This window comes from Agromyces sp. NPDC060279 (assembly GCF_042726785.1).
Classification (GTDB): Bacteria; Actinomycetota; Actinomycetes; order Actinomycetales; family Microbacteriaceae; genus Agromyces.
In genome coordinates, this window is record NZ_JBHXBK010000001.1 from 357,605 (window position 1) to 380,223 (window position 22,619).

The window sequence follows — 22,619 nt, forward strand, 5'->3', positions numbered from 1 at the left end:
GGCTCGCGGTATGACCGCCGCCTCTCCCACTGCGACCGTACCGTCCCGCACCGCCGGGCTCGGCTGGTGGGCGCTCTGGCCCGGGCTCGCCGCGATGGCGCTGCTCGGCAGCAGCGTCGCGGTCATCGACGCGACGCGCACCCTGCCGGTGTTCGCCCTGCAGTCCGCCCGCTACGCCGTCGCGGTCGCGGCCATCGTGGTGTTCGCGCGGATCCTCCGGGTGCGCCTCGTGCTGCCGCGACTGCGCGATCTGGGCTGGGTACTCGGCGGGGCGGCGACCGGCCTCGTCGGCTTCAATCTCGCGACGATCGTCGGCACCGCCCACGCCGAGCCCGCGTTCCTCGGCGCCGCGGTCGGCTGCATCCCGCTCGTGCTCGCGCTCGCGGCTCCGCTCGCAGCGGGCCGGCGGCCGTCGTCCCGGCTCGTCGTCGGCGCCGTCGTCGTCAGCGTCGGAGCGATCGCCGTGACCGGCTGGGGCCGCGCGGACCCGCTCGGGGCGCTGATGGGCCTCGCCCTCGTGGCGGGCGAAGCGGGCCTCACGCTGTTCGGCGCCCGGGCGCTGCCGCGGATGGGCGCCTGGAGCTACTCGGCCGCGACGTGCGCCGTCGCCGCGATCGCGTTCGGCGTGCTCTCGTCGTTCACCGAGCATCCGGAGCCCGCAGTGCTCGCCTCACCGACCGCGCTTGGCGCGATCGCCTACCTCGGCGCGATCGCCACCGCGCTCGCCTTCGTGCTCTGGTTCACGGGGGTCGACCGGATGGGCGCCGCCGCGGCCGGCCTGTGCGCGGGCACCGCCGCCCCGGCCGCGGCCCTCATCGCTGCGGCGCTCGGCGCCCCGCTCCCCTCGCCCGGCGCCTGGCTCGGGATGACGGCCATCGCCGCCGGTCTCATGATCGGCTTCGCCCCGCGCCTCAGCACGCCTCGAAGACGTACGCGGCATCGCCCGGCACGGTGAGCTGCCGGTCGCGCAGCACCATCGAGCGCGGTGCGCTGGGCGCGCGGCAGAGCTCGGCGAAGGGCAGCGGCAGCTCGTCGCGGTACTCGATGTCGATGACCTGGTCGCCGTAGACCGCGGTGTAGGCGCCGCACTCCTCGTACGCCGCGCACTCCTCGGTCACCGCGAAGTCGAAGCCGGCGCGCTCGCGGAGCGCCGCGGCATCCTCGGCGGCGTTCTTCTGCCCGGCGGCGAGCCCGGCGTCGTGCGCGGCGGCGACCAGCAGCCGGGCGAGCTCGACCGCCCCGTCGAGCGCGAGCGCACCGTGCGAGCGGGTGTAGCTGTCGAGGTTGTCGAACTCGACGGCGTCGTAGCCCGCCGCCGCGCAGCCCGCGATCCAGGGCGCGACGATGGCCGCGATGGCCTCGCGACGCTCGGGCGTCGAGTGGTCGAGCAGCGCCTCGTCGGGCCAGTCGGGGTCGAAGACGGGGGCGCCGTCCCGCTGCAGGAGGAGCTCGGCCGGCCAGTCCTGGAGCTCGCCGGGCTGCGTCTGGAAGCCGTTGACGTAGCAGATCGAGTACCGGCCCTCCGCCGGAGGAGCGCTCCGGTCCCGCGCGACGATGCCGACCTCCTCCATCGGCTCGTACGCCCCGCCGAGCTGGTAGTCGGGCAAGGCGCCCGCGGGCGGCAGGGCGATGCTCCGCGCGCTCGATCCGACCGCAGGAGCGGATGGCTCGGCATCCCCTGCCCCGTCGGCTCCCCCGCTCGGCGCGCAGGCGGCGAGCAGCAGCAGCATGCCGGCCGCGGCGAGCGCGCTGCCCCGACGACGCCACCGCCCGCGCCCCGGCGCCCCTCCTCGCATGCGCTCACCTTAGCCGCGATCCCCGGGAGAACACGGCCGCTCACAGGCCCCACCACTGCTCCACCGCCGCACCTTGACTCCGCCCACAAATCCAATATTATTTGAAGTAGCAGGGAGAGAACGGCCGGTCGACCGGCCTTTCGCCCCCGAGGCCGCGCCCGCGGCCGCCTTCGGCGCGCCTGCGCCGAAGGGAAGACCCCCGTCGACGCAGCGTCGCCCGGCCGATGGCGGCTGCGCGCCCGCGTCCCATCCCCTAGGAGCCCTCCCATGAGCTACCCCTACCTCGACCGCTTCAACGGCATCTTCGGCGGCAAGGCGCCCGTTATCGGCATGGTGCACATGTACGCCCTGCCCGGCGCCCCCGCCTTCTCCGGCGACCTCAACGACGTCATCGACCGCGCGGTGCAGGACGCGAACACCCTCGCCGAGGGCGGCGTGGACGCCCTCCTCGTCGAGAACTTCCACGACTACCCGTTCTACCCCGTCACCATCGAGCCGGAGACCGTTGCCGCGGCCGCCGTCGTCGCCCGCGAGGTGCGTCGCCAGACCGAGCTGCCCATCGGCATCAACATCCTGCGCAACTCGTGGAAGGCCTCGCTCGGCATCGCCGCCGCGGTCGACGCGCAGTTCATCCGCCTGAACATCCTGACCGACGCCTCGGTCACCGACCAGGGCATCATCAACAGCGAGGCGCACCTCGTCGCCCGGTACAAGAAGCACATCGGCGGCGAGCACATCCTCACGCTGGCGGATCTGCTGACCAAGCACGCGCGCCCGCTCGTCGAGCGCCCCGTCCCCGTCATCGCGGCCGACATGCTGCACCGCGGCGGCGCCGACGCGATCATCCTCGCCGGCGACGACACGAGCATGCCGCCGAGCCTCGAGCGCCTGCACCAGATCAAGGACGCGATCGCGGACGCGCCGATCATCCTCGGCTCGGGCATGACGGCGAAGCACGCCGCCACCTACGCCGAGGTCGCCGACGGCGCCGTGTTCGGGTACGGCTCGAAGCCGAACGCCGACATGGACCTGCCGGCGAGCGGCGAGATGACCCGCGAGTTCGTGCAGCTCTGGCGTTCGAGCCAGGCCGCGAAGGCGGCCTGAGCCGTCCGGCTCCCGCCCGCACCATCTCGGGGCCCGCGCCGCTACGGCGCGGGCCCCGAGCCGTGCGCCGTCGACGCGATAGGTTCGAGCAGGCACGACCGACCACCCCGAGGAGCCCGAGTGAGCGAAGAGCGCGTTCCGCCGTCGCGACGGCGGTCCACCCGCGTGCCGTACGCCGACCGCGCCTACGACGAGCTGCTGCTGCAGATGATCGGCGGGCGACGCGAGCCGGGCGACCGGCTCAACATCGGCGCACTCTCCCGCGAGATGGGTCTGTCGGCGACCCCGATCCGTGAGGCGCTCGCCCGGCTCGAGCCGACCGGCTTCGTGCTGCGGCATCCACTCCGGGGCTACGAGGTCGCGCCGCTGCTCTCCCCCACCGAGATCGTCCAGCTCATGGACGCCAGGCTGCTGTTCGAACCGGGCTTCGCGGGCGAGGCGACGACGAAAGCGGATCCGGAGTTCCTGGGCCGGCTGCTCGAGACCATCGAGACGATGGAGCGGGCGGGCGAGCTCGCCGACCCCGAGACGCTGAAGGCGAGCTGGATCGCCGACGAGTCGTTCCACACGCTCATCAGCGCCCAGACCGGCAACCCGTTCACCCACCGCGCGTTCGCGGCGCTCGGCAGCCAGCTGCAGCGCTTCCGGCTGAGCGGCCGGGCCGGCCGCACGCACGCCCTCGAGGCGGCGGCCGAGCATCGCGGGATCTACGACGCGATCGCGAGCGGTGACGAGGAGGCCGCCGTGCGGCTGATGCGCGCGCACATCGAAGAGGCCAGGCGCCGCACGCTCACCGACGAACGCGCCGCCGACCCCCGCGGTTCGCGGCGGGCCGACGGCGCGGTCGGGACGGATGCCTAGTCGGCCTGCTTGCCCCTGAAGACGCCGTTCTTGCGCTTCGCGACGAGGTAGAGCACGACGCTGATCGCGCAGAGCGTGGCCACGTAGAACGGGAAGACGTTCCCGAGGCCGATGCTCTGCAGGTAGACGAAGAGGTACGACGCGGTGCCGCCGAACAGTGCGACGCCGATGCCGTAGCCGAGGCCCACGGCGGTGCCGCGGAACTGCTGCGGGATCATCAGGTTCGCGACCGTGCTGAAGATGGTGAGGTTCAGCAGCAGCACGAGCGAGCCGCCGAGGAGCACGGCAGCGAGCGGACCCACGCCGTTGCCCGTGTAGAGCAGCACCAGGAAGATCGTCGGGATCGCGAGCAGGCGGCCGAGCACGAACCAGCGCGAGAGGTCCCACTTGTCGAGCACGCGGCTGAGCACGAAGGCGCCGACGGTGAGAATGACGCCGAGCGAGGTCGACACCGCGAAGACCCCCGTGGGGTCCTCGCCGTAGGTGCCGGTCGCGATCGACGGCAGCCCCGAGAGCCAGGTGTAGTTGTATGCCTGGATGGCGCCGACGATGAAGACGACCGCGAGGATGCTGAGCCAGTACTTCCGGACGCCCTTCCAGACGGCGCCGGTCTGCTGCCGGGTGGTGATGCGGCTGCCCTCGGTGACGCTCGAGGCGGCGGGCAGCGTCTCCGGCAGGGTGCGGCGGAGCCACAGCACGATGAAGCCGAGCAGGCCGCCCAGGATGAACGGCACGCGCCAGCCGTACTCCGCCATGCCCTCGGGGCCGATGAGCGAGCTCGTGACGAACGCGGTGAGCGGGGCGAGCATGTTGCCGAGGTTGTTGAACGTCGCCATGAAGCCGGCGACGTAGCCCGGTCGGTCCGGCACGAGTTCGACGCCGTAGGCCGCGCCGAGCGAGCCCTCGATGCCCGTCGAGAAGCCCTGCATGATGCGGCAGAACAGCACGATGACGCCGGCCCAGATGCCGAGCGTCTCGTGCGTCGGCAGAATGCCGATCACGAGGCTCGCCGCCGCGGTGACCGCCACGGCCCCCACCATGACGGGCTTGCGGCCGAGCCGGTCGGCGACGAGGCCGAAGACGACGCCGCCGATCGGGCGGACCACGAAGCCGACCGCGAAGACCGCGAGCGAGTTCAGGGTCGCGGCGACCGCGTTCTCCCCCGGGAAGAAGGCCTGTCCGATGTACACGGACAGGAGCCCGAACATCGCCCAGTCGTACCACTCGAGCGCGTGGCCCGCGCTGAGGGCGAACAGCTGCTTGGCGTGCCCGGGCTTCCGGACGGGCGAGGCCTCGGCGCGCGACGCGGGCGCGGGGTCTTGGAGTTTCGACATCGGGGGGAGCTCCTTCGCTCGATGCCACCTTCGCAGAAGCGGGGTGAGGTTGTCGGTAATAAAATAGTATAGCGGGCGCTATAGGATTAACGCCAGGGCAGCGGGCGGCGGAGCGTCTCCCCGATGAGCTCCAGCACGCCGTCGAAGTCCATGTCGAAGATCACCCGATGGATCGGGCGGGTCTCGCCCTTCACCGGGTGCACGCCGGCGAGGAACCGCTCCCCCGTCGCCTCGTCCTCGAAGGTCTGCAGCGGGCGCTGCACGGCCCCCGCGACGAGCTCCGGCCGCAGCAGCGTCGCCACTGCGAGGCTGTCGTTGATGCCCATCACGCGCGCGGTGTCGGGCCGGCCGTACGAACGGGAGTAGAAGCCCGCGTAGTCGTGGCTGATCGCGGTGATGAGCTCCGCGGGCGGCGACTTCGTCTCGGAGGCGAGCTCGAGGAAGAAGTCCTCGGGCACGAGCGCCTGTCGGGTCACGTACGGACCGCACCAGGTCACATTGCCCTCGTGGCTCGCGACGATCTCGGCCGCGTCGATGTCGAAGGACACGTTCGGGTCGCGCGAGACGCGGAAGCGGCGGTCGGCCCACGGCTCCGTGTCGTGGTAGAGCGCCGGGCCGAGCGTGCCGACGATCGTCGTGCTGCGCAGCCGCTCGAGCAGCCGCGGCTCCTGCTGGAGCGCCTTGGCGAGGTTCGTCTGCGGACCCAGGGCGAGGTAGTCGATCTCGCCCTCGTGCTCGGCGACGAGGTCGAGCAGGATCGGGATGCCGTTCGGCTCCGCAGGCACGCTCGTCTCGGGGCGCAGCCCGGTGTTGCCGAAGCCGTCGTCACCGTGCACGCCGGAGGAGAGCTTCAGCTCCTGCTTCAGCGGCAGGTCGGAGCCCCGGTACACGGGTACGTCTTGACGCCCGCAGGTGTCGAGCACGTAGCGCGCGTTGTCGGCGGCGCGGTCGCCGTGACAGTTGCCGAAGACGCTCAGCACCGCGAGGATCTCCACCTCGGGGTCGGCGGCGAGCAGCATCAGCGCGAGGGCGTCGTCCACACCGGTGTCGGTGTCCACCACTACTTTCCTCATGGTCTGTTCCGTTCCTTCTGTTCTCTCGTTCTCGTTCGGCCCGGGGCCGTGGTCGGATGCCGGCGCGGGCCGGCTCGGTTCAGGGGGCGCTGAGCCCGACCGCTTCGAAGGCGGCGAGCGCGCGCTCCCCCGCGAGCGAGGCGGCGAACTCGCGCGCGGCGGCCGGCGCAGCGATGCGCGCGCCGATGGCGAAGCGCGCGTAGGACTGCAGCTCGTGCGGGATCGGCTCCACGAGGTGGGGCCCGTCCACCGAGCGCAGTTCGCTCAGCTGCTGGATGGCGAGCTCGGCGCGGCCGTCCACGACCGCCTCCGCGGTGAGCCCGGCCGGGAAGCGCACCGCGCGCTCGTCGAGGCGTTCGAGCAGCCCCCGTTCCCGCAGGAGCCCGGCGAAGTGCAGCCCGCTCGCGCCGGAGAGCGAGTAGGCGACGGCCCGGGCGTCGAGCAGCCGGTCGAGGAACGCCTCGGCCGAGGCATCCGCCAGCGACGGCGTCTCCGGCAGGCGCGCGACGCCGATCGCCGAGACGGCGAGCTCCGTGACGGTCTCGGGGTCGAGCACGCCCTGCGCGGCGAGCTCGCCGACCGAGCCGGCAACGCCGAGGAGGAGGTCGGGGCGCTCGCCCGCGGCGATCCGATCGAGCAGCACCGTGGTCGGCTCGAAGGTCGCCTCGATGCGCTCCCCCGTCTGCGCTTCGAAGGCGGGGATGAGCGAGTCGACGAGCGGCTGGCGTACGACGAGGCCGCTGTAGAGGGTGATCATGCGGCGGGGGTCCTTCCGTCGACGGGTGCCTGGGCGGGCGGTTGGGCGAGCGCCGCGACCCGCTCCGCGGTGAGCGGAGCGGTGCGGTGCCCGGCGGTGAGGAAGAAGAGCTGGGCGGTGTGCTCCAGCTCCTCGAGCACGTCGAGCGCGCCGTCGAGGTCGCTGCCGGCGACGACGGGCCCGTGGTTGCGCAGCAGCAGGGCGTGGCTCGCGGCGGCGGCCTCCTCGACGAGGGCGGTGCCAGAGGCATCCCCCGGCGCGAGGTACGGCAGCAGGCGCAGCGCGCCGACCCGCATGGCGAAGTAGGCGGTGAGCGGCGGCAGCGGCGCCTCGGGGTCGAGCCCTTCGAGGCACGAGAGCGCGGCGGTGTACGGCGAGTGGGTGTGCACGACGGCGTTCAGCTCGGGCCGGGTGCGGAGCACCGCGAGATGCAGGAACGCCTCCTTCGTCGGGCGGGGCCCGTCGAGCCGGCGGCCCTCGGCGTCGAGCACCGAGAGCGCCCCCGCCTCGACCTCGCCGAGGCTGACGCCGGTCGGGGTGAGCAGGATGTGCTCGCCGTCGCGCACGGCGAGGTTGCCGGTGCGCCCGTGACTGAGGCCGCGCCGGTGGATGGCGTGCGCGACGCGCTCGACCGCGAGGGCCGCGGGGCCGGCGCCGCTCACGAGGCGCCGCCCGCTCCGGCGACGTCGACGAAGAGCTCGGGATCGCCGAAGTTCCCGGACTTCAGCACGAGGTGCAGGTCTCGCTGCGGGTCGTGGATCCAGGGCGCGCCGAGCGCGGCCTCCTCGCCGACCACCGCGGTGCCCATGCCGAGCGCGCGCACGACCTCGCCCGACGTCTCGCCGCCGGCGACGAGGAGCCGCTGCACGCCGCGCTCCGCGAGCCCGTCGGCGACGAGCCCGGCGGTGCGCTCGTAGAGCTCCCCCGCCTCGGGGAACTCGGCGTCGCGCTCGGCCGTCGGGCTCGAGGAGTAGATCAGGGCGGAACCGTCGCCCGAGTGCGCGTCCCACCAGGCGAGCGCCTCGGCGGCCAGCGCCTCGGCGGTGTCGCCGCGCCCCGCGCGCAGTCGGTAGCTCGGCGCCCCGGACTGCTGGAAGCGGTCGATCTGCTCGAGCGTGCGGCGCGAGCAGCTGCCCGCGATGATCGCGGTGCGACCGGCGGGCGGGGCGCTCGCCGCGCGCCCGCTCGCGGGCCGACGTCGGGCGAGTGCGCCGACGAGGCCCGCCGAGCCCGCGACGAGCGGCGCGCCCTCGATCGCCTCCGCGATCACGTCGAGGTCGGTGTCTTCGGTCGCGTCGGCGACGAGCTGGACGACGCCGGATGCCTCGGCGGCCGCGACCTCGTCGCGCACCGCCGCGGCGCCCGCGCGGACGACGTCGAGCGGCAGCAGGCCGACCTCGCCGGTGATCTGCGGCGCGAGCAGCCGCGGCACCGAGGAGTCCCGCATCGGCGTGACCGGGTGCTCGCGCATGTGCGTCTCGTCGAGCGGAACTCCGCCGACGAAGAGCCGCCCGCCCGTGACCGTGCGCCCGTGCAGCGGCGCCGCCGGGGTCGTGACGACCAGGCTCGCGCCGAGCTCGGCGGCGAGCGCCTCGGTGACCGGCCCGATGTTGCCCTCGGGCGTGGAGTCGAAGGTGGAGCAGTACTTGAAGTAGGCGCGCTCGGCGCCGGCCGCGCGCAGCGCCGCGAGCGCCGCGAGGCTCTGCCCGACCGCGTCGGCGACCGGGATCGAGCGGGTCTTCAGCCCGATCACGATTGCGTCGGCTTCCGTCTCGCCCGGCTCGAGCTCCGTCGTGAGCGAGAGGAGGGTGCGCAGGCCGGCCCGGCTGAGCGCCGCTGCGACGTCGGTCGCGCCCGTCACGTCGTCGGCGATGACGCCCATCATCGGCCGCGCCCCGCGATCTCCGCCGCGAGCCGCGTCGCCGCCGCCGTGGGCGCGTCGAGCACCGGCACGCCGAAGCGCTCGGCGAGGGCGGCGGCGGCCGGGGCGAGCGAGAACTGGGCGAGCACGACGGCGTCGTACCCAGGCGCGGCCCCCTCGATCGCGGTGGCGAGCGCCGCCGTGAGCTCGGCTTCGGACTGCGGCTTCGCGGCGGCCGGTACGACGAGCGTGTCGAGCTCGGTCGCGACGCCGGCCGCGTCGAGGGCGGCGGCGAGCCTGGCCGAGCTGTCGGCGGCGGCCGAGTCGAGCGAGGCGACGAGGAGCACCCGGGCGGCGCCGAGCGCCACGGTGGCGTCGAAGAGCGGGCCGTCCGCGGCGAGCACGGCGACGCCGTCGGCGGCCGGGTCGCGCAGCTCGGCGCGCGCACCGTACTGCGAGCAGGTGAGCAGCACGCCGTCGGCGCCGCCCTCGATCGCGAGCTCGATGAGCCGGTCCATCCGGGCGGCGAGCGGTGCGGTGATGCCGCCCTGGCCCTGCGCGTCGGCGAGCAGGCGGTCGTCGAGCAGGTTCCAGACCGTGCCCTCGGGGAACTGCGCGGCGATGGCCGCGGCGGCGGGCGCGATGGCGAGCGGCGTCGCGCTGATGAGCGCGATCCTCGGGTCGGTCATCCCTTGATCCTCTCTGTCCAGCCGAGCCCCTCGACGGTGCCGGCGACCGGCCCGTACTCGAGCCCGATCCAGCCGTCGTAGTCGCTCCCGGCGATGCGCGCGAGCACGCGCTCGTAGGCGATCTCCCCCGTGCCGGGCTCCCCGCGGCCGGGGTTGTCGGCGATCTGCACGTGCCCGATGCGCGGCACGAGGCGTTCGAAGCGCTCGATCACGTTCCCGCCGTCGATCTGCGCGTGATAGACGTCGAACAGCACGCCCACCGTCTCCGGGTCGACGGCCTCGGCGACCGCGGCGGCCGTCTCCATCGTGGCGAGGCCATAGCGGGGCTGGTCGCGCTTGTTGATCGCCTCGAGGACGAGACGGACGCCGGTGCCGCGGGCCTGCTCGGCCGCCCAGCCGATGCGCGCGACGTACCCGGCGAAGGCGAGCTGCGGGTCGACGCCTTCGGGGCGGAGTCCGGCCATGACGTGCACGACGGGCGCACCGATGGCGGTCGCGTACTCCAGCGCCTGCCGCACGCCGGCACGGAACTCCTCCCCCGCGCCGGGCACGAAGCCGGCGCCCATGACGGTCGCCGAGCCCACGGGCCCGGCCGGGGTGTTGATGAGCGCCTGGGCGAGCCCGGCGCCGTCGAGGAGCTCGCGGATCCGCTCGGCGGGCAGCTCGTACGGCGAGGCGTACTCGACCGCGGTGAAGCCCGCCGCGGCGGCCGCGTCGAAGCGCTGCTCGAACGGCAGCTCGGTGAACATCCACTTGAGGTTCGCGGCGAGGCGCACGGGCCCCGAGGCCGTGTCGACGATCATGCGGGCACCCCCTCGTAGCCGGGGTTCACGACGAAGCGGGGCGCCGCGGAGCCGCTGAGCACGTCGATGACGTTGGCCGCGGCCATCCGCCCGGACTCGCCGCGGGCCTCCCGCGTCGCGCCCGCAACATGCGTGGTCGCGAGGATGCCGGGGGTGCGCAGCAGCGGGCTGTCGGCGGGCAGCGGCTCGGTGGCGAAGACGTCCAGCGCCGCTCCCCCGATCAGGCCGTCGCGGACGGCGGCGACGAGCGCGTCCTCGTCGACGATCCCGCCGCGCGCCGTGTTCACGAGCACCGCGTCGCGCTTCATGGTGCGGAGCCGTGCGGCATCGATGAGGTTGCGGGTGGAGTCGTCGAGGAAGAGGTGCAGGGTGACGAAGTCGGACTCCGCGAGCACCTCGTCGAGCTCGGCGCGGCGGATGCCGTTGGCGGCCGCGAACGCCTCGTCGAAGTACGGGTCGTAGGCGACGACCGACATGCCGAAGCCCGCGGCGATGGTCGCGACGGCCTTGCCGATCGATCCGAGGCCGAGGATGCCGAGCGTGGCACCGGCGAGTTCGCGACCGGTGAGCTGCTGCCAGCTGCCCGCCGCGAGGTTCTGGATGTTCTCGGGCACCCGGCGGGCGACGGCGAGCATGAGGGCGAAGACGTGCTCGGCGACGGCCTGCCGGTTCGCTCCGGCCGTGATGCAGACCGGGATGCCGCGGGCGGTCGCCGCGTCGAGGTCGACGCTGTCGTAGCCGACGCCCGTGCGCACGATGAGCCGGAGACGCTCGGCCGCGGCGAGGTGCTCGGCGGTGAGCGGCAGGGTGCCCGCGATGATCGCGCGGACGTCGGCGAGCAGCTCGAGCCGCTCGGCGTCGCCGAGAGCGGCGAGGTCCGGCACGTGCCGGGTGGAGAGCCCGGCGGCGCCGAGCATCAGGTCGACCTCGTCCCCCGGGCGCAGGAATGCGGTGGTGATGAGGACGTCGGCGGTTCCGGTCACCAGATCCCTCCCTCGTAGTCGGCGGCGGTGAAGGCGCCGCCGTGGAAGGCGGGCACGGCCTTCGCCCGGTCGACGGCGTCGGCGTGGTCGGCGGCGTCGTCCTTCGGCCGGTAGCCGATGGCCGCCCAGCCGGCGTCGGCGTTCCACCAGCGCTCCGAGTTCGCCGAGGTGCCGTAGACGACCTGGCAGCCGACCGGGCCGCCCTCGATGGCGCAGCGGACGAGCTCGACGCCGTCCGGCCAGCTGAGCCAGAGCGCGAGTTGGCGGGTGTCCTCGGGCGCAGGGCGGAAGGTGCCGATGCGCAGCAGCACCGATTCGACGCCCCACTTGTCGTGGTACAGGCTCGCGAGCGCTTCGCCGAAGGCCTTCGAGACGCCGTAGTAGGTGTCGGGGCGGAGCGCGGCCGACTCTTCGAGCAGCTCCGAGGAGGGGTGGAAGCCGACGATGTGATTCGAGCTCGCGTAGACGACGCGACGGACGCCGGCCCGGCGTGCGGCCTCGTAGACGTGGTACGTGCCGTCGATGTTCGCGGTGCGGATGGCCTCGTACGGGGCTTCGTCGGCGACGCCGCCGAGGTGCACGATCACGTCGACGCCCGCGGCGGCCTCGGTGAGCCGGTCGAGCTCCGCGAGGTCGCCGAGCACGAGCTCCTCGCCGGGGAACAGCTCGCCCTCCGGGGCGCGGCGGGCGAAGAGCACCACCCGGTCGTAGCGGCCGGCGAGGCCCTCGCGGATCACCTGGCCCATGCGGCCGGTGCCGCCGGTGTAGAGCACGGTCGTCATCGTCGTCCTTTCATTCGCAGCGGCGTCAGCCGATGCTCCGGTCCTGTTCGCCCTCGGCATCCGCGAAGTAGCCGATCTCGGCGTGCTGCGGGCGCACGCGGTGCACGGCCCCGTCGGCGAGCGCGAGCCCGACGTCGTGGCCGGGCACGAGCAGGCCCGCGGTGTCGCCGAGGAGCGAGCGCAGCCGGTCGATCGTGGCGGTGCTCGCCTCGTCGTCCAGGCTCGAGTCGGCGCGGAGCGTGGTGAGCTCGTGGAGGTTCTTCACCGCGTCGCCCGCGAAGAGCAGGCGCTCGTCGGTGCGCTCGGCGAAGAAGGCGAGGTGGTGCGGGGTGTGCCCGGGGCTCGCGAGGGCATGGATGCCGGGGACCACCTCCTGCCCGGCGCGCATCCGCTCGACGCCCTGCCTGCGGCGCAGCAGCTCCTGCACGTGCAGGTCGGGGATGAACTTCGTGCCCGCCGGCTGCTCGGCGGCCCAGGCGAGCTCGTCCTCCCCCACCCAGGTGGTCGCGTTGGCGAACATCGTGAAGTTCGCCACGTGGTCCCAGTGCAGGTGGGTGATGAGCACGTCGGTCACGTCGGCGGCGGTGAGGCCGATCCGAGCGAGCCCCTCGTGGATGAGCGGGATGTACGCGGGCTGGCCCGCGTCGATCAGCACCCGGCGCTCCCCGTCGTCGAGCAGCCAGAGGCTGCTCCAACCGAAGGCGCCGTGCGAGGCGGACTTGCCCGGGAAGCCCTCGACGAACGGCGTGGCCGTGTAGCCGCCGACGGCCACCGCCCCGGTTCCTTCGCGCTCCATCGCCCGCCTCCTCGAAATAGTATGGACTATAGTATTGCACAATGTCGGCTGTTGAGCCGACGGCTGCCCCACAGGCACCGCCCGACCCGCTCGGTCGCCGAGCGCTCGCTCAGTCGCCGAGCAGTCTCTCCGTCGCCCCGATCACGTGGGCCCGCATCGCCTCCGCGGCCGCCGCGCCGTCACCGGCCGCGATCGCCTCGAAGATCGCCGTGTGCTCGGGCGCCGCTCGCCGCGCCCCCGTGCGACCGAACTTCGAGAACAGCCGGAAGCGCTGGATCTGTCCCCCGAGGGCGCCGTACGCCATCTCCAGGAAGCGGTTGCCGGCCTGCGCCGCGATGCACATGTGGAAGCGGTCGTCCGAGCGCCAGTACAGGTCGAAACCCTCGGTCTCGACGTCGGCGAGCTCGGCGGACTGGTGGAATTCGTCGACCGCCTCGCGCAGCTCGGCGATGAACGCGTCCGTCTTGCGGAGGGCGGCCTGCTCGGCGAGCTTCGGCTCGAGCAGCAGTCGCGCCTCCATGAGCTGCTGCACCTCGGTGCGGGTCATCATCGGCGCGACCCGGTAGCCGCGCAGCGCCTCGCGCTCGACGAGGCCCGTGTGTTCCAGCCGGGCCAGGGCCTCGCGCAACGGCGTCTGGCTGACGTCGAGCTCGCGCGAGAGCGCGCCGATGTTCAGGCTCTGGCCGGCGCCGCGCTCCCCCGACATGAACTGCTGCAGCAGGACATCGTACATCTGATCGGCAATCGGCCTCTTCGTGGGTGTCCGCTCGATCATCCCCTCAGTGTAGGGCCACGCCCCCGGTCCGGAGCGCGATCTCCGCGGGGACGCGCCACCCGCCGAGCGGCCGCTCGCCGCCCCGCGCACCGCGCCGCTCAGGCCCGCATCCCCCGCCAGACCAGCTCGATCGCCGCGCGCATCCGCGCCACGACCGCCGGCTCGTCGATCCGCTCCCCGCGCACGACGAGCTGGTAGTAGGCGACGCCCGCGATGGCGTCGAAGGCGGCCTCGACGTCGAGATCCGCGCGCAGCTCTCCGCGTGCGACCCCTGCGGCGAGCGCGCGTTCGAGCGGCACACGACGGCGGGCGACGTGGGAGCTCCAGTACGCCCGTTGCAGCGCGCGGTCGGCCATGACGAGGCGGATGCGCTGACGGAACCGTGCTTCCGGGTAGCCGGGGGCCGAGGGGGCGACGCCGTCGGCGCCGAGGCCGAGCCCGGTGAGCAGCAGCTCGTGGAGGTCGACCGCGTCGCCCACGTCCGGCGGCACCTCGCGGCCGACGTCAAGGGCCGCGGCGATGAGGGTCGTGAGCGAGGGCCAGCGGCGGTACAGCGCGGCTCGGCTCACCCCGCTGCGGGCCACGACCCGGCCCACCGTCACCTCCTCACCGGCGTCGATGAGCGCGAGCGTGGCCGCGACGAGCTGCCCGTCGAGCTCCTCGTCGCGCGGCCGGCCGGGGCCGCGGCGATGCGCGGCCCCGGCCGGAGCGTCGGCCGGCGCATCGGCCGGACGCTCGGCCACCGGCGCGAGGCTCGTCACGCGGCGAGCGCCCGCGCGCGGAGCCGGCCGACGGTGTCGGCCGAGAGCCCGGCGTCGCGGAGCGGCGTCAGCGGGTCGCCGTAGCGGCCGCGGAGCGTGCCGAGCAGGATGCGCATCGAGACGTCCATCGGCCCGTCGGGCAGTGAGGCGCGCAGCCGCTCCTCGTCGACGCCGAGCCGAGCGAGCAGCGGACCCATCACGCCCTGCGTGCGGCGCATGATCGCGGGCATGTTCTCGCCGGTGCGGGCGTAGTCGGCGACGATGTCCTCGTCGTCGGCGCCGAGGGCGAGCAGCAGCATCGCGGCGAGCACGCCCGTGCGGTCACGGCCCGCCGCGCAGTGGAACGCGGTCGCCCCGGGAGCGTGCGCGACGACGTTCAACGCGGTGACGAGCTGCGGCGCGGCGGTCTCGACCATCGCGACGTAGGACTCCCCCATCGATTCGTGCGTGAACGGCAGCTGCGTCTGCATCGAGTCGCCCACATTCGCCATGAGGGCGAGGTGGTGGTACGCGACCGGGCGGGAGCCGAACGGGCCGCGCCCGCTGATGGCGACCTCGTCGGCCGAGCGCAGATCGATGATCGCAGCGAGTCCGGCGGCCACCAGTTCGTCGGCGGCCTCCTCTGTCACGAGGGCGAGATCGTCGGTGCGGATCGCGAGCCCGGTGCGCAGCACTCCCCCGTCGATCGGGATGCCGCCGAGGTCGCGGAGGTTGACCGGGGCGCTCAGGGCGAGCGCGGGTGCGTCGGTGATCGTCATGTGATTCTCCTTCTGATGAGGGCGCTGCCCTGGTCGATGGCCGTCACCAGCACGATGATGCAGATGATGATGGCGCTGAGGTGGCCGTAGTCGTACATGCGCATCGCCGTCGTGAGCTCGAGTCCGATGCCGCCCGCGCCGACGAGGCCGAGGATGGTCGCGCCGCGCACGTTCCCCTCGAACAGCAGCAGGCTGTACGAGGTGAGCAGCGGCGCCGCCTGCGGCAGCACGCCGTACTGCACGACCTGACGCTTGGAGGCGCCGACGGCCTGCATGGCGACGACCGGGCCGCGGTCGACCTGCTCCATCGCCTCGGCGAAGATCTTGCCGATCGAACCGATGGAGCCGAGCGTCATCGCGAGGATGCCGGCGAAGGGCCCGAGCCCGACGGCCGAGACGAACATGAGCGCGAAGACGAGGTCCGGCACCGAGCGGATGATGTTCATCACCCAGCGCGTCGGGTAGTACAGCCACTTCGGGGCGATGTTCGAGGCGGCGCAGACCGCGACGAAGAGCGAGAGCACGGCGCCGAGCACGGTGCCGACCACGGCCATCTGGAACGTCTCGAGCAGCAGCGCGAGGATCGTGCCGAGCTTCGAGAAGTCCGGCGGGAACAGCCGGGAGAGGAACTCCCCCATGTTCACCGCGCCCTCGCCGAGCTTCACGAAGTTGAACTGGGCGCCGTTGAACGACCAGATCAGGAGGAGCGCGGCGACGGGCAGTCCGATCAGGAAGCGGGTGCGCGGCAGCCGGAAGGCACGCTCCAGGCGCTGCCGCTCGGCGGCGGCGAGCACCGGGTCCACGGCTGACGAACCACCGGCCGAGGTGCCGGCCGCGACCCGGCTGCGCGGCTCAGTGCTCGTCATCGCCGGGCTCCTCGTCCTCGTAGAGCGGCGCGAGCGCCGAGGCATCCAGCTGCGACGTCCGCCCCGAGACGAGGATCTCGCCCCGGCGCAGGCCCACGATGCGGTCGCTGTGCGCGAGCGCGAGGGGCAGCACGTGCAGGCTCACGAGCACGGGGATGCCGTCCTCGCTCGCGATCTCGCGCAGCAGCTCCAGCACCGAGTCGGCGAGCTTCGGGTCGAGCGAGGCGACCGGCTCGTCGGCGAGGATCACCTTCGGCCGCTGCATGAGCGCCCGGGCGATCGCGACGCGCTGCTGCTGCCCGCCCGAGAGCGATCGGGCGGGCTCGAGCGCCTTGTGCGCGATGCCGACCCGGTCGAGCAGTTCGAGCGCCCGGCGGCGGTGCGCGCTCGAGAAACCGCCGACGAGGTTGATGGGCCCGGCGTCGTGCAGCGCGCCCGCGAGCACGTTCGTCAGCACGCTGAGCCGCGGGATGAGGTTGAACTGCTGGAACACCTGCCCGACCTCGCTGCGCAGCGTCCGCAGCTGCCCGCGGCGGAGGTTCGTGACGTCGTGCCCGGCGACCCGCACCGCTCCGCCCGTGATCGGGGCGAAGCCGGTGAGGCTCCGCATGAGGGTCGACTTGCCGGAGCCGGAGGCGCCGAGGAGCGCGACCATCTCGCCCGGGAACAGCTCCAGGTCGACGCCCGCGAGCACCCGCTGCGCGTCGTAGGCGACCTCGAGCCCGCGCACGGTGACGAGCGGCAGCGCCTGGCGCAGTTCGGCCGTCGTCACCCGCGGCTCGACGTCGTGCGCGTCCGTCATGAGCGTCACTTCAGGTCCTTGAGCTCGACGCCGGCGACGGCCGCGATCTCGGCGAAGCCGGCGAACTCCTCGGCCTTCGGGTCGACGGTCTGCGGGGCGGCGGCGAAGGAGCCGTACGCGCCGAGCCGCTCGGCGTTCTCCGGCGAGAAGACCTCGGCGATGCCGTCCTGGATGACCTTGCGGGTCTCGGCGTCGAGCGACTGGCGGCCGAGCACGGCGCCCGCGATCGGCATGGCCGGGCTCTCGCCGACCGCACGCCACTCGCCGTCCTCGAACGGGAACATCGGCTTGCCGAGCTGAGTCAGCATGACCGCGGTGCAGGCGGCGTCGACCTGACCCTGCGCGAGCGCGGCGAAGCTGCCCTCGTGGCCGCCGGCGAAGATCGCGTCGTAGTCGACGTCGCGCTCGAGCCCCGCCTCGTGCAGCATGTAGACCGGCATGAAGTAGCCCGAGCTCGACGCCTGGTCGGCGAAGGCGACGGTCTTGCCCGCGAGGTCCTCGACCTCCTGGATGGGCGAGTCGTCGAGCACGACGCAGGTCGACACCGGCGCATCGTCGCCCTGGAACGCGACGAGCGCGTCGACCTCGCCCGTGTTCACGGCGAGCGCCGAGGGGAAGCCGCTCATGATGCCGATATCGACGTGGTCGGCGCGGATCGCCTCGACGACGCTCAGGTAGTCGGGCACGTCGGTGATCTCGACGTCGCGGCCCGTCGCCTCCTCGAGGAGCTCGGCGAACACCTCGACGGGGTTCTCGGCGGTGGGGTCCTCGCCGACGGGGATCGTCGCGATCGTGATGGGCGCGTTCGGGTCGGCGGCGGCCGGCTCGCCCGCGGTGCTCTGGCAGCCGGTGAGGGCGAGGGCGGCGACGCCGAGGACGCCGACGGCGGGCAGGGTGAAGCGGCGCATGATGACCTTTCGGAAGGGGGATGCCTCGGCATTCCGAGACCATCGGTATTCCAACTCGCGAAGGTGTCCGGCAATTACGAGACCGGCGGACTCCGAATCGAACGGATCGTGAACGGCCGGTGACGTCGCTCGGGGAGCTTGCCGGCATGGGAGCCCGCGACACGCTGCTGCCCGATGGGCGGCGACGTCCGCCCGCACCGGAGACTGGCGAGTGACGTCAGTATTCGTGGGTCGGCGAGGCTCCGCACCCGCAAATCCTGCCGTCACGCGAACGCAGGAGCAGGCCTAGCCGACTGGCCACTCGGCGCGGGGTCCGCTACGGTCGAACGAGGCTGCGCCGGGCTTCCACGGGAGTCCGGCCTCGTCATGGCGGAGCCCAGGAACCCCGTTTCCGGCATCCCGATTCCCGCCGTCTCGCCAGCCGGTGCGTCAGCGATCCCCCGGATCGCCCGCGCGTTGCCCGCGCCCGCACCTTCCCGACCACCGACGAAAGGGACCGCGTGCTCGTAGCTGCACGAACGTTCTTCCCGCCCTGCGGGAGCCGCCTCGAGACCACCGGGCGGCACCCCGAACACTCTGCAGCCACCCGCATCCCTCCCGACTGACCGCGCTCGTCCCTGCCTCCCGCGTCCCGCATCGACGCGGGACGCCCTGACGAAAGCGAGTCGAAATGGATCAGCTCCAACAGCTGTCCGGACCCATCGTGGTCACCCTCATGCTGCTGTTCTTCGGCGGCAGCCTCTACATGTCCATCCGGATCAGCCGGAAGCGCGAGAACGCCGACGGCTACATGACCGGCGGCGGCAAGATCGGCTACGGCATCTCGGCCGCGTCGATGACCGCGACCTGGATCTGGGCGTCGTCGATGTACGCCTCGGCGACCTCCGGCTTCACCTACGGCATCTCGGGACCCATCCACTACGGGCTCTGGGGTGCGCTGATGATCCTCCTGATCTACCCCTTCGGGCGACGGATCCGGCAGGTCGCGCCGCGCGCGCACACCATCGCCGAGGTCATGTTCGCTCGGCACGGCAGGTCGAGCCAGCTGACGCTCGCCGGCTCGAACGTGCTCGGCAGCGTGATCAGCCTCACCTCGAACCTCATCGCGGGCGGCGCGCTCATCGACATGCTGTCGCCGTTCACGTTCACGCAGGGCATCATCGCGATCGCCGCGGGCGTGCTGCTGTACACGCTGTGGTCAGGATTCCGCGCCTCGGTGCTGACCGACTTCGCGCAGGTCGTGGCGATGCTCGGTGCGGTGGTCATCATCATCCCGGTGGTGTTCTTCGCCGCGGGCGGGCCGTCGCTGTTCGAGACGGGCGCGCACAACCTGACGCCGCAGCAGCAGGACTTCTTCTCCTCCGACGCGTTCTTTAACCAGGGCGCGCCGTACATCGCGGCCGTGCTGGCGTACGCGATCGGCAACCAGACGATCGCGCAACGCCTCTTCGCCGTGCGCGAGGACCTGATCAAGAAGACCTTCGTGACCGCGACGGTCGGCTACGGGGCGACGATCATCGGCGTCGGCATGCTCGGCGTGCTGGCGCTGTACGCCGGCATCCAGCCGCTGAACGACGACGTGAACAACCTCATCCCCCAGCTCGCGGCGAACTACCTGCCGCCGGTGCTGCTGTGCGTGTTCTTCGTCATGATCATCGGCTCGCTGTCATCGACGGCGGATGCCGACCTCACCGCCCTGGCCTCGATCATGATGGCCGACATCTATGGGCAGAACATCGCCGGCAAGAAGCGGGCGAACCCGCAGACGATGATCTGGGTCGGCCGCATCACGATGATCATCGCGACCGCCGCCGGGCTGTTCTTCGCGAGCTCGCAGTTCAACATCCTCGACCTGCTGGTGTTCGTGGGCGCGCTCTGGGGTGCGCTCGTGTTCCCGGTGATCTCGAGCTTCTACTGGAACCGGGTGACGAACCTCGCCTTCACCGCCGCGGTGATCGCCGGGCTCGCGTGCTTCCTGCCGGTGCGCTTCGAGTGGATCGACCTCTCCGGCGGGATCGGCATCGCGAGCGACGTGCTCGCGACGATCGGCATCGGCGTGGTGCTCGGGCTCATGGCGTTCGGCTTCTTCGGGCGCCGGGTGGCGCTCGTCGTTGGCACCGTCTCGACGCTCGCCGCGGCGCCGTTCGCGATCGGCTTCCTGCACACCTACCCGGTGCTCTCGGGGTCGCTCGTCGCCTACGCCGCGTCGACCATCGTCTGCGTGGCGCTCACGATGGCGAACACCACCAGGCGCTTCGACTTCGCGCTCATCAAGGAGCGCACGGGTGACTTCGACACCCGCGACGGCGGAGCGGATGCCTCGGCCGATGCCGGCGTTGCCGGCGCGGCCGATTCGGCTGTCACGGCCGAGCTGGATGACCGGCTCGAACTCGCGAACGACGGAAAGGACCGCGCATGACCACCCTGCTCACCCTGTACGTGCTGATCTGGCCCGTGATCGTGCTCGGCGTGCTCGCCGTCATCGTGCGCGCCTTCGTGAAGGAGTGGCGGCAGGCGAAGCGCGAGGGCCGCAGCATCATTTAGGCCCGGCTCCGGGTGGGCGCGGCATCCGGGTCGCGTCCACCCCTCGCCTGCCGTGCATTCCACCCCTCGCCGCCGACGCAGGCGGGGCGTATCGTGGCGCGCATGTGCCGGAACATTCGCGTGCTCCACAATTTCGAACCGCCCACGACCGACGACGAGGTGCGCGAGGCCGCCCTGCAATTCGTGCGCAAGGTGAGCGGTTCGACGCATCCCTCCCGGGCGAACGCCGAGGCGTTCGAGCAGGCGATCGAGGAGATCGCCGTCGCGACCCGGCGGCTGCTCGACGGGCTCACGACGAACGCACCCCCGAAGAATCGTGAGACCGAGGCGCTCAAGGGCCGCGAGCGTCACGAGAAGCGCATGGAGCGCGAGGTGCGCATCCGCACGGCGGTCGGATGACCCGCGCCGCCGTCGGCCGTGCTGAGTAGCATGCGCAGTATGGCCATCAAACTGGAGAACGTCGCCATCGCCGTGCGCGACCTGGAACAGACGATCGCGTTCTTCACCGACCTCGGGCTGAGCGTGATCGGCCGCGACACCGTCAGCGGCGAATGGACCGACACCGCGGTCGGCCTCGACGGCAACCACGCGAAGATCGCGATGCTGCAGACGCCCGACGGGCACGGGCGGCTCGAGCTCTTCGAGTACCTCCACCCCGACGCGATCGAGACTGAGCCCACGCTGCCGAACGAGATCGGCATGCACCGCGTCGCGTTCTCCGTCGACGACCTCGACGCGGCGCTCGAGATCGCGGCGACGCACGGCTGCTTCCCGCTGCGCGGCGTCGGCACCTACCAGGACATCTATCGGCTCACCTATCTGCGCGGCCCGAGCGGCATCATCGTGATGCTCGCCGAGGAGCTGCAGAAGTGACGGGCGCGGAGCCCACTGGCGCCGACGTTCCCGGCGACGGCGCTGCGACCCCGGCCTCGGCCTCCGGTGGCAAGGATGCCGCACTGCCGCCGCCCTCGCGGGCGCAGCGGCTCGTGCTGCTGATCGCGATCCTGGCGTCGTTCGTCTCGTTCCTCGACGGCACGGTCGTGAACGTCGCGCTGCCCGCGATCCAACGGGAGCTCGGCGGCGGGCTCATCACCCAGCAGTGGGTCGTCGACGCGTACCTGATCACGCTCGGCGCGCTCATCCTCGTCGCCGGGTCGCTCAGCGACGTCTTCGGGCGCATCGTGATCCTGCGGGTGGGGTTGATCGGCTTCGGCCTGACCTCCATCGCGATCGCCGCCGCCCCTGACCCGCTGTTCCTCGTGATCGCGCGCGGCCTGCAGGGCATCGCCGGGGCGCTGCTCGTGCCGAGCTCGCTCGCGCTCATCACCTCGAACTTCCGGGGCCCGGCGCAGGCGCGCGCGATCGGCATCTGGACGGCCTCGACGACCGCGGCCATGCTCGTCGGGCCGGTCATGGGCGGACTGTTCGTCGACTACCTGTCGTGGCGCTTCGTGTTCCTCATCAACGTGGTGCCGATCGCCGTGACGCTGTGGCTCCTCGTCGTGCTGCGCCAGCGCGACGTGCGTCAGCCTGGCGCGACGATCGACTGGGCCGGTGCCGTGCTCTGCACCGTCGGCCTCGGCGGCACCGTGTTCGCGCTCATCGAGCAGCAGAACCTCGGTTGGTCGAATCCGGCGATCTGGGGCACGCTCACGCTCGGCATCCTCGCGCTCATCGGCTTCGTCGTGCGCCAGGCGACCGCGAAGCAGCCGATGCTGCCGCTGTCGCTCTTCAAGGTGCGCAACTTCTGGTCGGGCAACATCGCGACGATCTTCATCTACGGGGCGCTGTCGCTGAACGGTCTCGTCGTCGCGCTGTACCTGCAGCAGGGCGCCGGGCTATCGGCGACCCTCGCCGGGCTCGCGAGCCTGCCAACAACGCTCATCATGATGGCGCTGAGCTCGCCGATCGGCACGCTCAGCGGCAAGTGGGGCCCGCGCCTGTTCATGACCGTCGGCCCCGCGATCATGGCCGTCGGCTACCTGCTGCTGCTCACGGTGACGCCCGAGTTCAACTACTGGACGCAGGTGCTGCCCTCGGTCGTGCTCACCGGTTTCGGCCTCGTCATCACGGTCGCGCCGCTGACCTCGGCGATCCTCGGCTCGATCGAGCCCGCCCGCTCCGGCATCGCCTCGGCCGTGAACAACGCCGTCGCGAGGATCGCCGGCCTCATCGGCGTCGCCCTGCTCGGCGTCGTCGTGGGCGGCGTGCTCGACCTGGAAGGTTTCCACCGCATCGCGATCTTCACCGCAGCACTCATGGCGGCCGGGGCGCTGGTCTCGTTGCTCGGGATCCGGAACTCGGCGGTGCTCGACTCGGAGGAGTAGCCGACGTTGCCAGAAGGTTGCCTGCGCATCAGGTGCAGC

25 protein-coding genes are annotated in these 22,619 nt (G+C 72.4%); 8 read left to right on the forward strand and 17 right to left on the reverse strand.

All coding sequences use genetic code 11. The annotated features are described in order from the left end of the window. Positions 1–10 precede the first annotated feature (10 nt). Positions 11–955, forward strand: coding sequence for an EamA family transporter (locus tag ACFWE1_RS01675; RefSeq protein ID WP_376931820.1), 945 nt, complete (start codon positions 11–13; stop codon positions 953–955). On the opposite strand, the gene ACFWE1_RS01680 is transcribed toward ACFWE1_RS01675, so the two are convergent. Beyond that, on the reverse strand, positions 912–1,796 hold the full coding sequence (locus ACFWE1_RS01680) for an endo alpha-1,4 polygalactosaminidase (protein WP_376931821.1): 885 nt from the start codon (positions 1,794–1,796) through the stop codon (positions 912–914). The genes ACFWE1_RS01675 and ACFWE1_RS01680 overlap by 44 nt on opposite strands. Positions 1,797–2,063: 267 nt before the next feature. On the opposite strand from ACFWE1_RS01680, the gene ACFWE1_RS01685 reads away from it, so the two are divergent. Next, entirely contained in the window at positions 2,064–2,900 is an 837-nt protein-coding gene (locus ACFWE1_RS01685; RefSeq protein WP_376931822.1) for a BtpA/SgcQ family protein, read from the forward strand. A 120-nt stretch (positions 2,901–3,020) separates the two neighbouring features. Continuing rightward, positions 3,021–3,761 carry a GntR family transcriptional regulator gene (locus ACFWE1_RS01690; protein ID WP_376931823.1) on the forward strand — a complete coding sequence of 247 codons (741 nt, stop codon included), beginning with the start codon at positions 3,021–3,023 and terminating at the stop codon, positions 3,759–3,761. Here the strand turns inward: ACFWE1_RS01690 and ACFWE1_RS01695 are convergent. From ACFWE1_RS01695 to phnD, 16 genes are all read right to left on the reverse strand, one after another. Continuing rightward, positions 3,758–5,095 carry an MFS transporter gene (locus ACFWE1_RS01695; RefSeq protein WP_376931824.1) on the reverse strand — a complete coding sequence of 446 codons (1,338 nt, stop codon included), beginning with the start codon at positions 5,093–5,095 and terminating at the stop codon, positions 3,758–3,760. The genes ACFWE1_RS01690 and ACFWE1_RS01695 overlap by 4 nt on opposite strands. An 86-nt stretch (positions 5,096–5,181) precedes the next feature. Next, positions 5,182–6,153, reverse strand: a complete 972-nt coding sequence (locus ACFWE1_RS01700; RefSeq protein WP_376931825.1) for a nucleoside hydrolase — start codon at positions 6,151–6,153, stop codon at positions 5,182–5,184. Between the two features lie 94 nt (positions 6,154–6,247). Then, positions 6,248–6,925, reverse strand: a complete 678-nt coding sequence (locus ACFWE1_RS01705) for a substrate-binding domain-containing protein (protein ID WP_376931826.1) — start codon at positions 6,923–6,925, stop codon at positions 6,248–6,250. Next, the gene (locus tag ACFWE1_RS01710; RefSeq protein ID WP_376931827.1) at positions 6,922–7,587 is read right to left on the reverse strand and encodes a class II aldolase/adducin family protein; all 666 of its coding nucleotides are present in this window, start codon (positions 7,585–7,587) and stop codon (positions 6,922–6,924) included. Before ACFWE1_RS01710 ends, ACFWE1_RS01705 begins: the two co-directional genes overlap by 4 nt. After that, entirely contained in the window at positions 7,584–8,810 is a 1,227-nt protein-coding gene (gene otnK / locus ACFWE1_RS01715; RefSeq protein WP_376931828.1) for a 3-oxo-tetronate kinase, read from the reverse strand. Before otnK ends, ACFWE1_RS01710 begins: the two co-directional genes overlap by 4 nt. Then, the gene (locus ACFWE1_RS01720; RefSeq protein WP_376931829.1) at positions 8,807–9,475 is read right to left on the reverse strand and encodes a hypothetical protein; all 669 of its coding nucleotides are present in this window, start codon (positions 9,473–9,475) and stop codon (positions 8,807–8,809) included. The genes otnK and ACFWE1_RS01720 overlap by 4 nt, the downstream gene beginning before the upstream one ends. Continuing rightward, positions 9,472–10,278, reverse strand: a complete 807-nt coding sequence (locus ACFWE1_RS01725; RefSeq protein WP_376931830.1) for a hydroxypyruvate isomerase family protein — start codon at positions 10,276–10,278, stop codon at positions 9,472–9,474. Before ACFWE1_RS01725 ends, ACFWE1_RS01720 begins: the two co-directional genes overlap by 4 nt. Then, positions 10,275–11,261 (reverse strand): phosphoglycerate dehydrogenase, encoded by a 987-nt coding sequence (locus ACFWE1_RS01730; RefSeq protein ID WP_376931831.1) that lies wholly within the window; start codon positions 11,259–11,261, stop codon positions 10,275–10,277. Before ACFWE1_RS01730 ends, ACFWE1_RS01725 begins: the two co-directional genes overlap by 4 nt. Next, positions 11,258–12,043, reverse strand: a complete 786-nt coding sequence (locus tag ACFWE1_RS01735) for an NAD-dependent epimerase/dehydratase family protein (protein WP_376931832.1) — start codon at positions 12,041–12,043, stop codon at positions 11,258–11,260. The genes ACFWE1_RS01730 and ACFWE1_RS01735 overlap by 4 nt, the downstream gene beginning before the upstream one ends. A gap of 25 nt (positions 12,044–12,068) precedes the next feature. Further along, positions 12,069–12,839: an MBL fold metallo-hydrolase gene (locus ACFWE1_RS01740; RefSeq protein WP_376931833.1), complete on the reverse strand. Its 771-nt coding sequence runs from the start codon at positions 12,837–12,839 to the stop codon at positions 12,069–12,071. A gap of 109 nt (positions 12,840–12,948) precedes the next feature. Next, a complete protein-coding gene (locus ACFWE1_RS01745; RefSeq protein ID WP_376931834.1) occupies positions 12,949–13,572 on the reverse strand; it encodes a GntR family transcriptional regulator in 624 nt (207 codons plus the stop codon). A gap of 140 nt (positions 13,573–13,712) precedes the next feature. Further along, the gene (locus ACFWE1_RS01750) at positions 13,713–14,357 is read right to left on the reverse strand and encodes a TetR/AcrR family transcriptional regulator C-terminal ligand-binding domain-containing protein (protein WP_376931835.1); all 645 of its coding nucleotides are present in this window, start codon (positions 14,355–14,357) and stop codon (positions 13,713–13,715) included. 14 nt (positions 14,358–14,371) lie between these two features. Further along, on the reverse strand, positions 14,372–15,133 hold the full coding sequence (locus tag ACFWE1_RS01755) for a tyrosine-protein phosphatase (protein WP_376931836.1): 762 nt from the start codon (positions 15,131–15,133) through the stop codon (positions 14,372–14,374). Further along, a complete protein-coding gene (gene phnE, locus ACFWE1_RS01760) occupies positions 15,130–15,999 on the reverse strand; it encodes a phosphonate ABC transporter, permease protein PhnE (RefSeq protein ID WP_376931837.1) in 870 nt (289 codons plus the stop codon). Before phnE ends, ACFWE1_RS01755 begins: the two co-directional genes overlap by 4 nt. Next, complete coding sequence (gene phnC, locus ACFWE1_RS01765) at positions 15,986–16,801, reverse strand: phosphonate ABC transporter ATP-binding protein (RefSeq protein WP_376933051.1); 816 nt, start codon at positions 16,799–16,801, stop codon at positions 15,986–15,988. The genes phnE and phnC overlap by 14 nt, the downstream gene beginning before the upstream one ends. Before the next feature lie 5 nt (positions 16,802–16,806). Continuing rightward, the gene (gene phnD / locus ACFWE1_RS01770; protein WP_376931838.1) at positions 16,807–17,709 is read right to left on the reverse strand and encodes a phosphate/phosphite/phosphonate ABC transporter substrate-binding protein; all 903 of its coding nucleotides are present in this window, start codon (positions 17,707–17,709) and stop codon (positions 16,807–16,809) included. A 670-nt stretch (positions 17,710–18,379) separates the two neighbouring features. Between phnD and ACFWE1_RS01775 the strand changes: the two genes are divergently transcribed. The 5 genes from ACFWE1_RS01775 to ACFWE1_RS01795 all read left to right on the forward strand — a co-directional run bounded on the left by ACFWE1_RS01775 (position 18,380) and on the right by ACFWE1_RS01795 (position 22,580). Then, complete coding sequence (locus tag ACFWE1_RS01775) at positions 18,380–20,128, forward strand: sodium:solute symporter family protein (RefSeq protein WP_376931839.1); 1,749 nt, start codon at positions 18,380–18,382, stop codon at positions 20,126–20,128. Continuing rightward, the gene (locus ACFWE1_RS01780; RefSeq protein ID WP_376931840.1) at positions 20,125–20,253 is read left to right on the forward strand and encodes a putative transporter small subunit; all 129 of its coding nucleotides are present in this window, start codon (positions 20,125–20,127) and stop codon (positions 20,251–20,253) included. Before ACFWE1_RS01775 ends, ACFWE1_RS01780 begins: the two co-directional genes overlap by 4 nt. Before the next feature lie 102 nt (positions 20,254–20,355). Further along, complete coding sequence (locus ACFWE1_RS01785) at positions 20,356–20,652, forward strand: DUF2277 domain-containing protein (protein ID WP_243568041.1); 297 nt, start codon at positions 20,356–20,358, stop codon at positions 20,650–20,652. 39 nt (positions 20,653–20,691) lie between these two features. Further along, the gene (locus ACFWE1_RS01790; protein ID WP_376931841.1) at positions 20,692–21,126 is read left to right on the forward strand and encodes a VOC family protein; all 435 of its coding nucleotides are present in this window, start codon (positions 20,692–20,694) and stop codon (positions 21,124–21,126) included. 83 nt (positions 21,127–21,209) lie between these two features. Further along, positions 21,210–22,580, forward strand: a complete 1,371-nt coding sequence (locus ACFWE1_RS01795; RefSeq protein WP_376933052.1) for an MFS transporter — start codon at positions 21,210–21,212, stop codon at positions 22,578–22,580. The last annotated feature ends 39 nt before the right edge of the window (positions 22,581–22,619 follow it).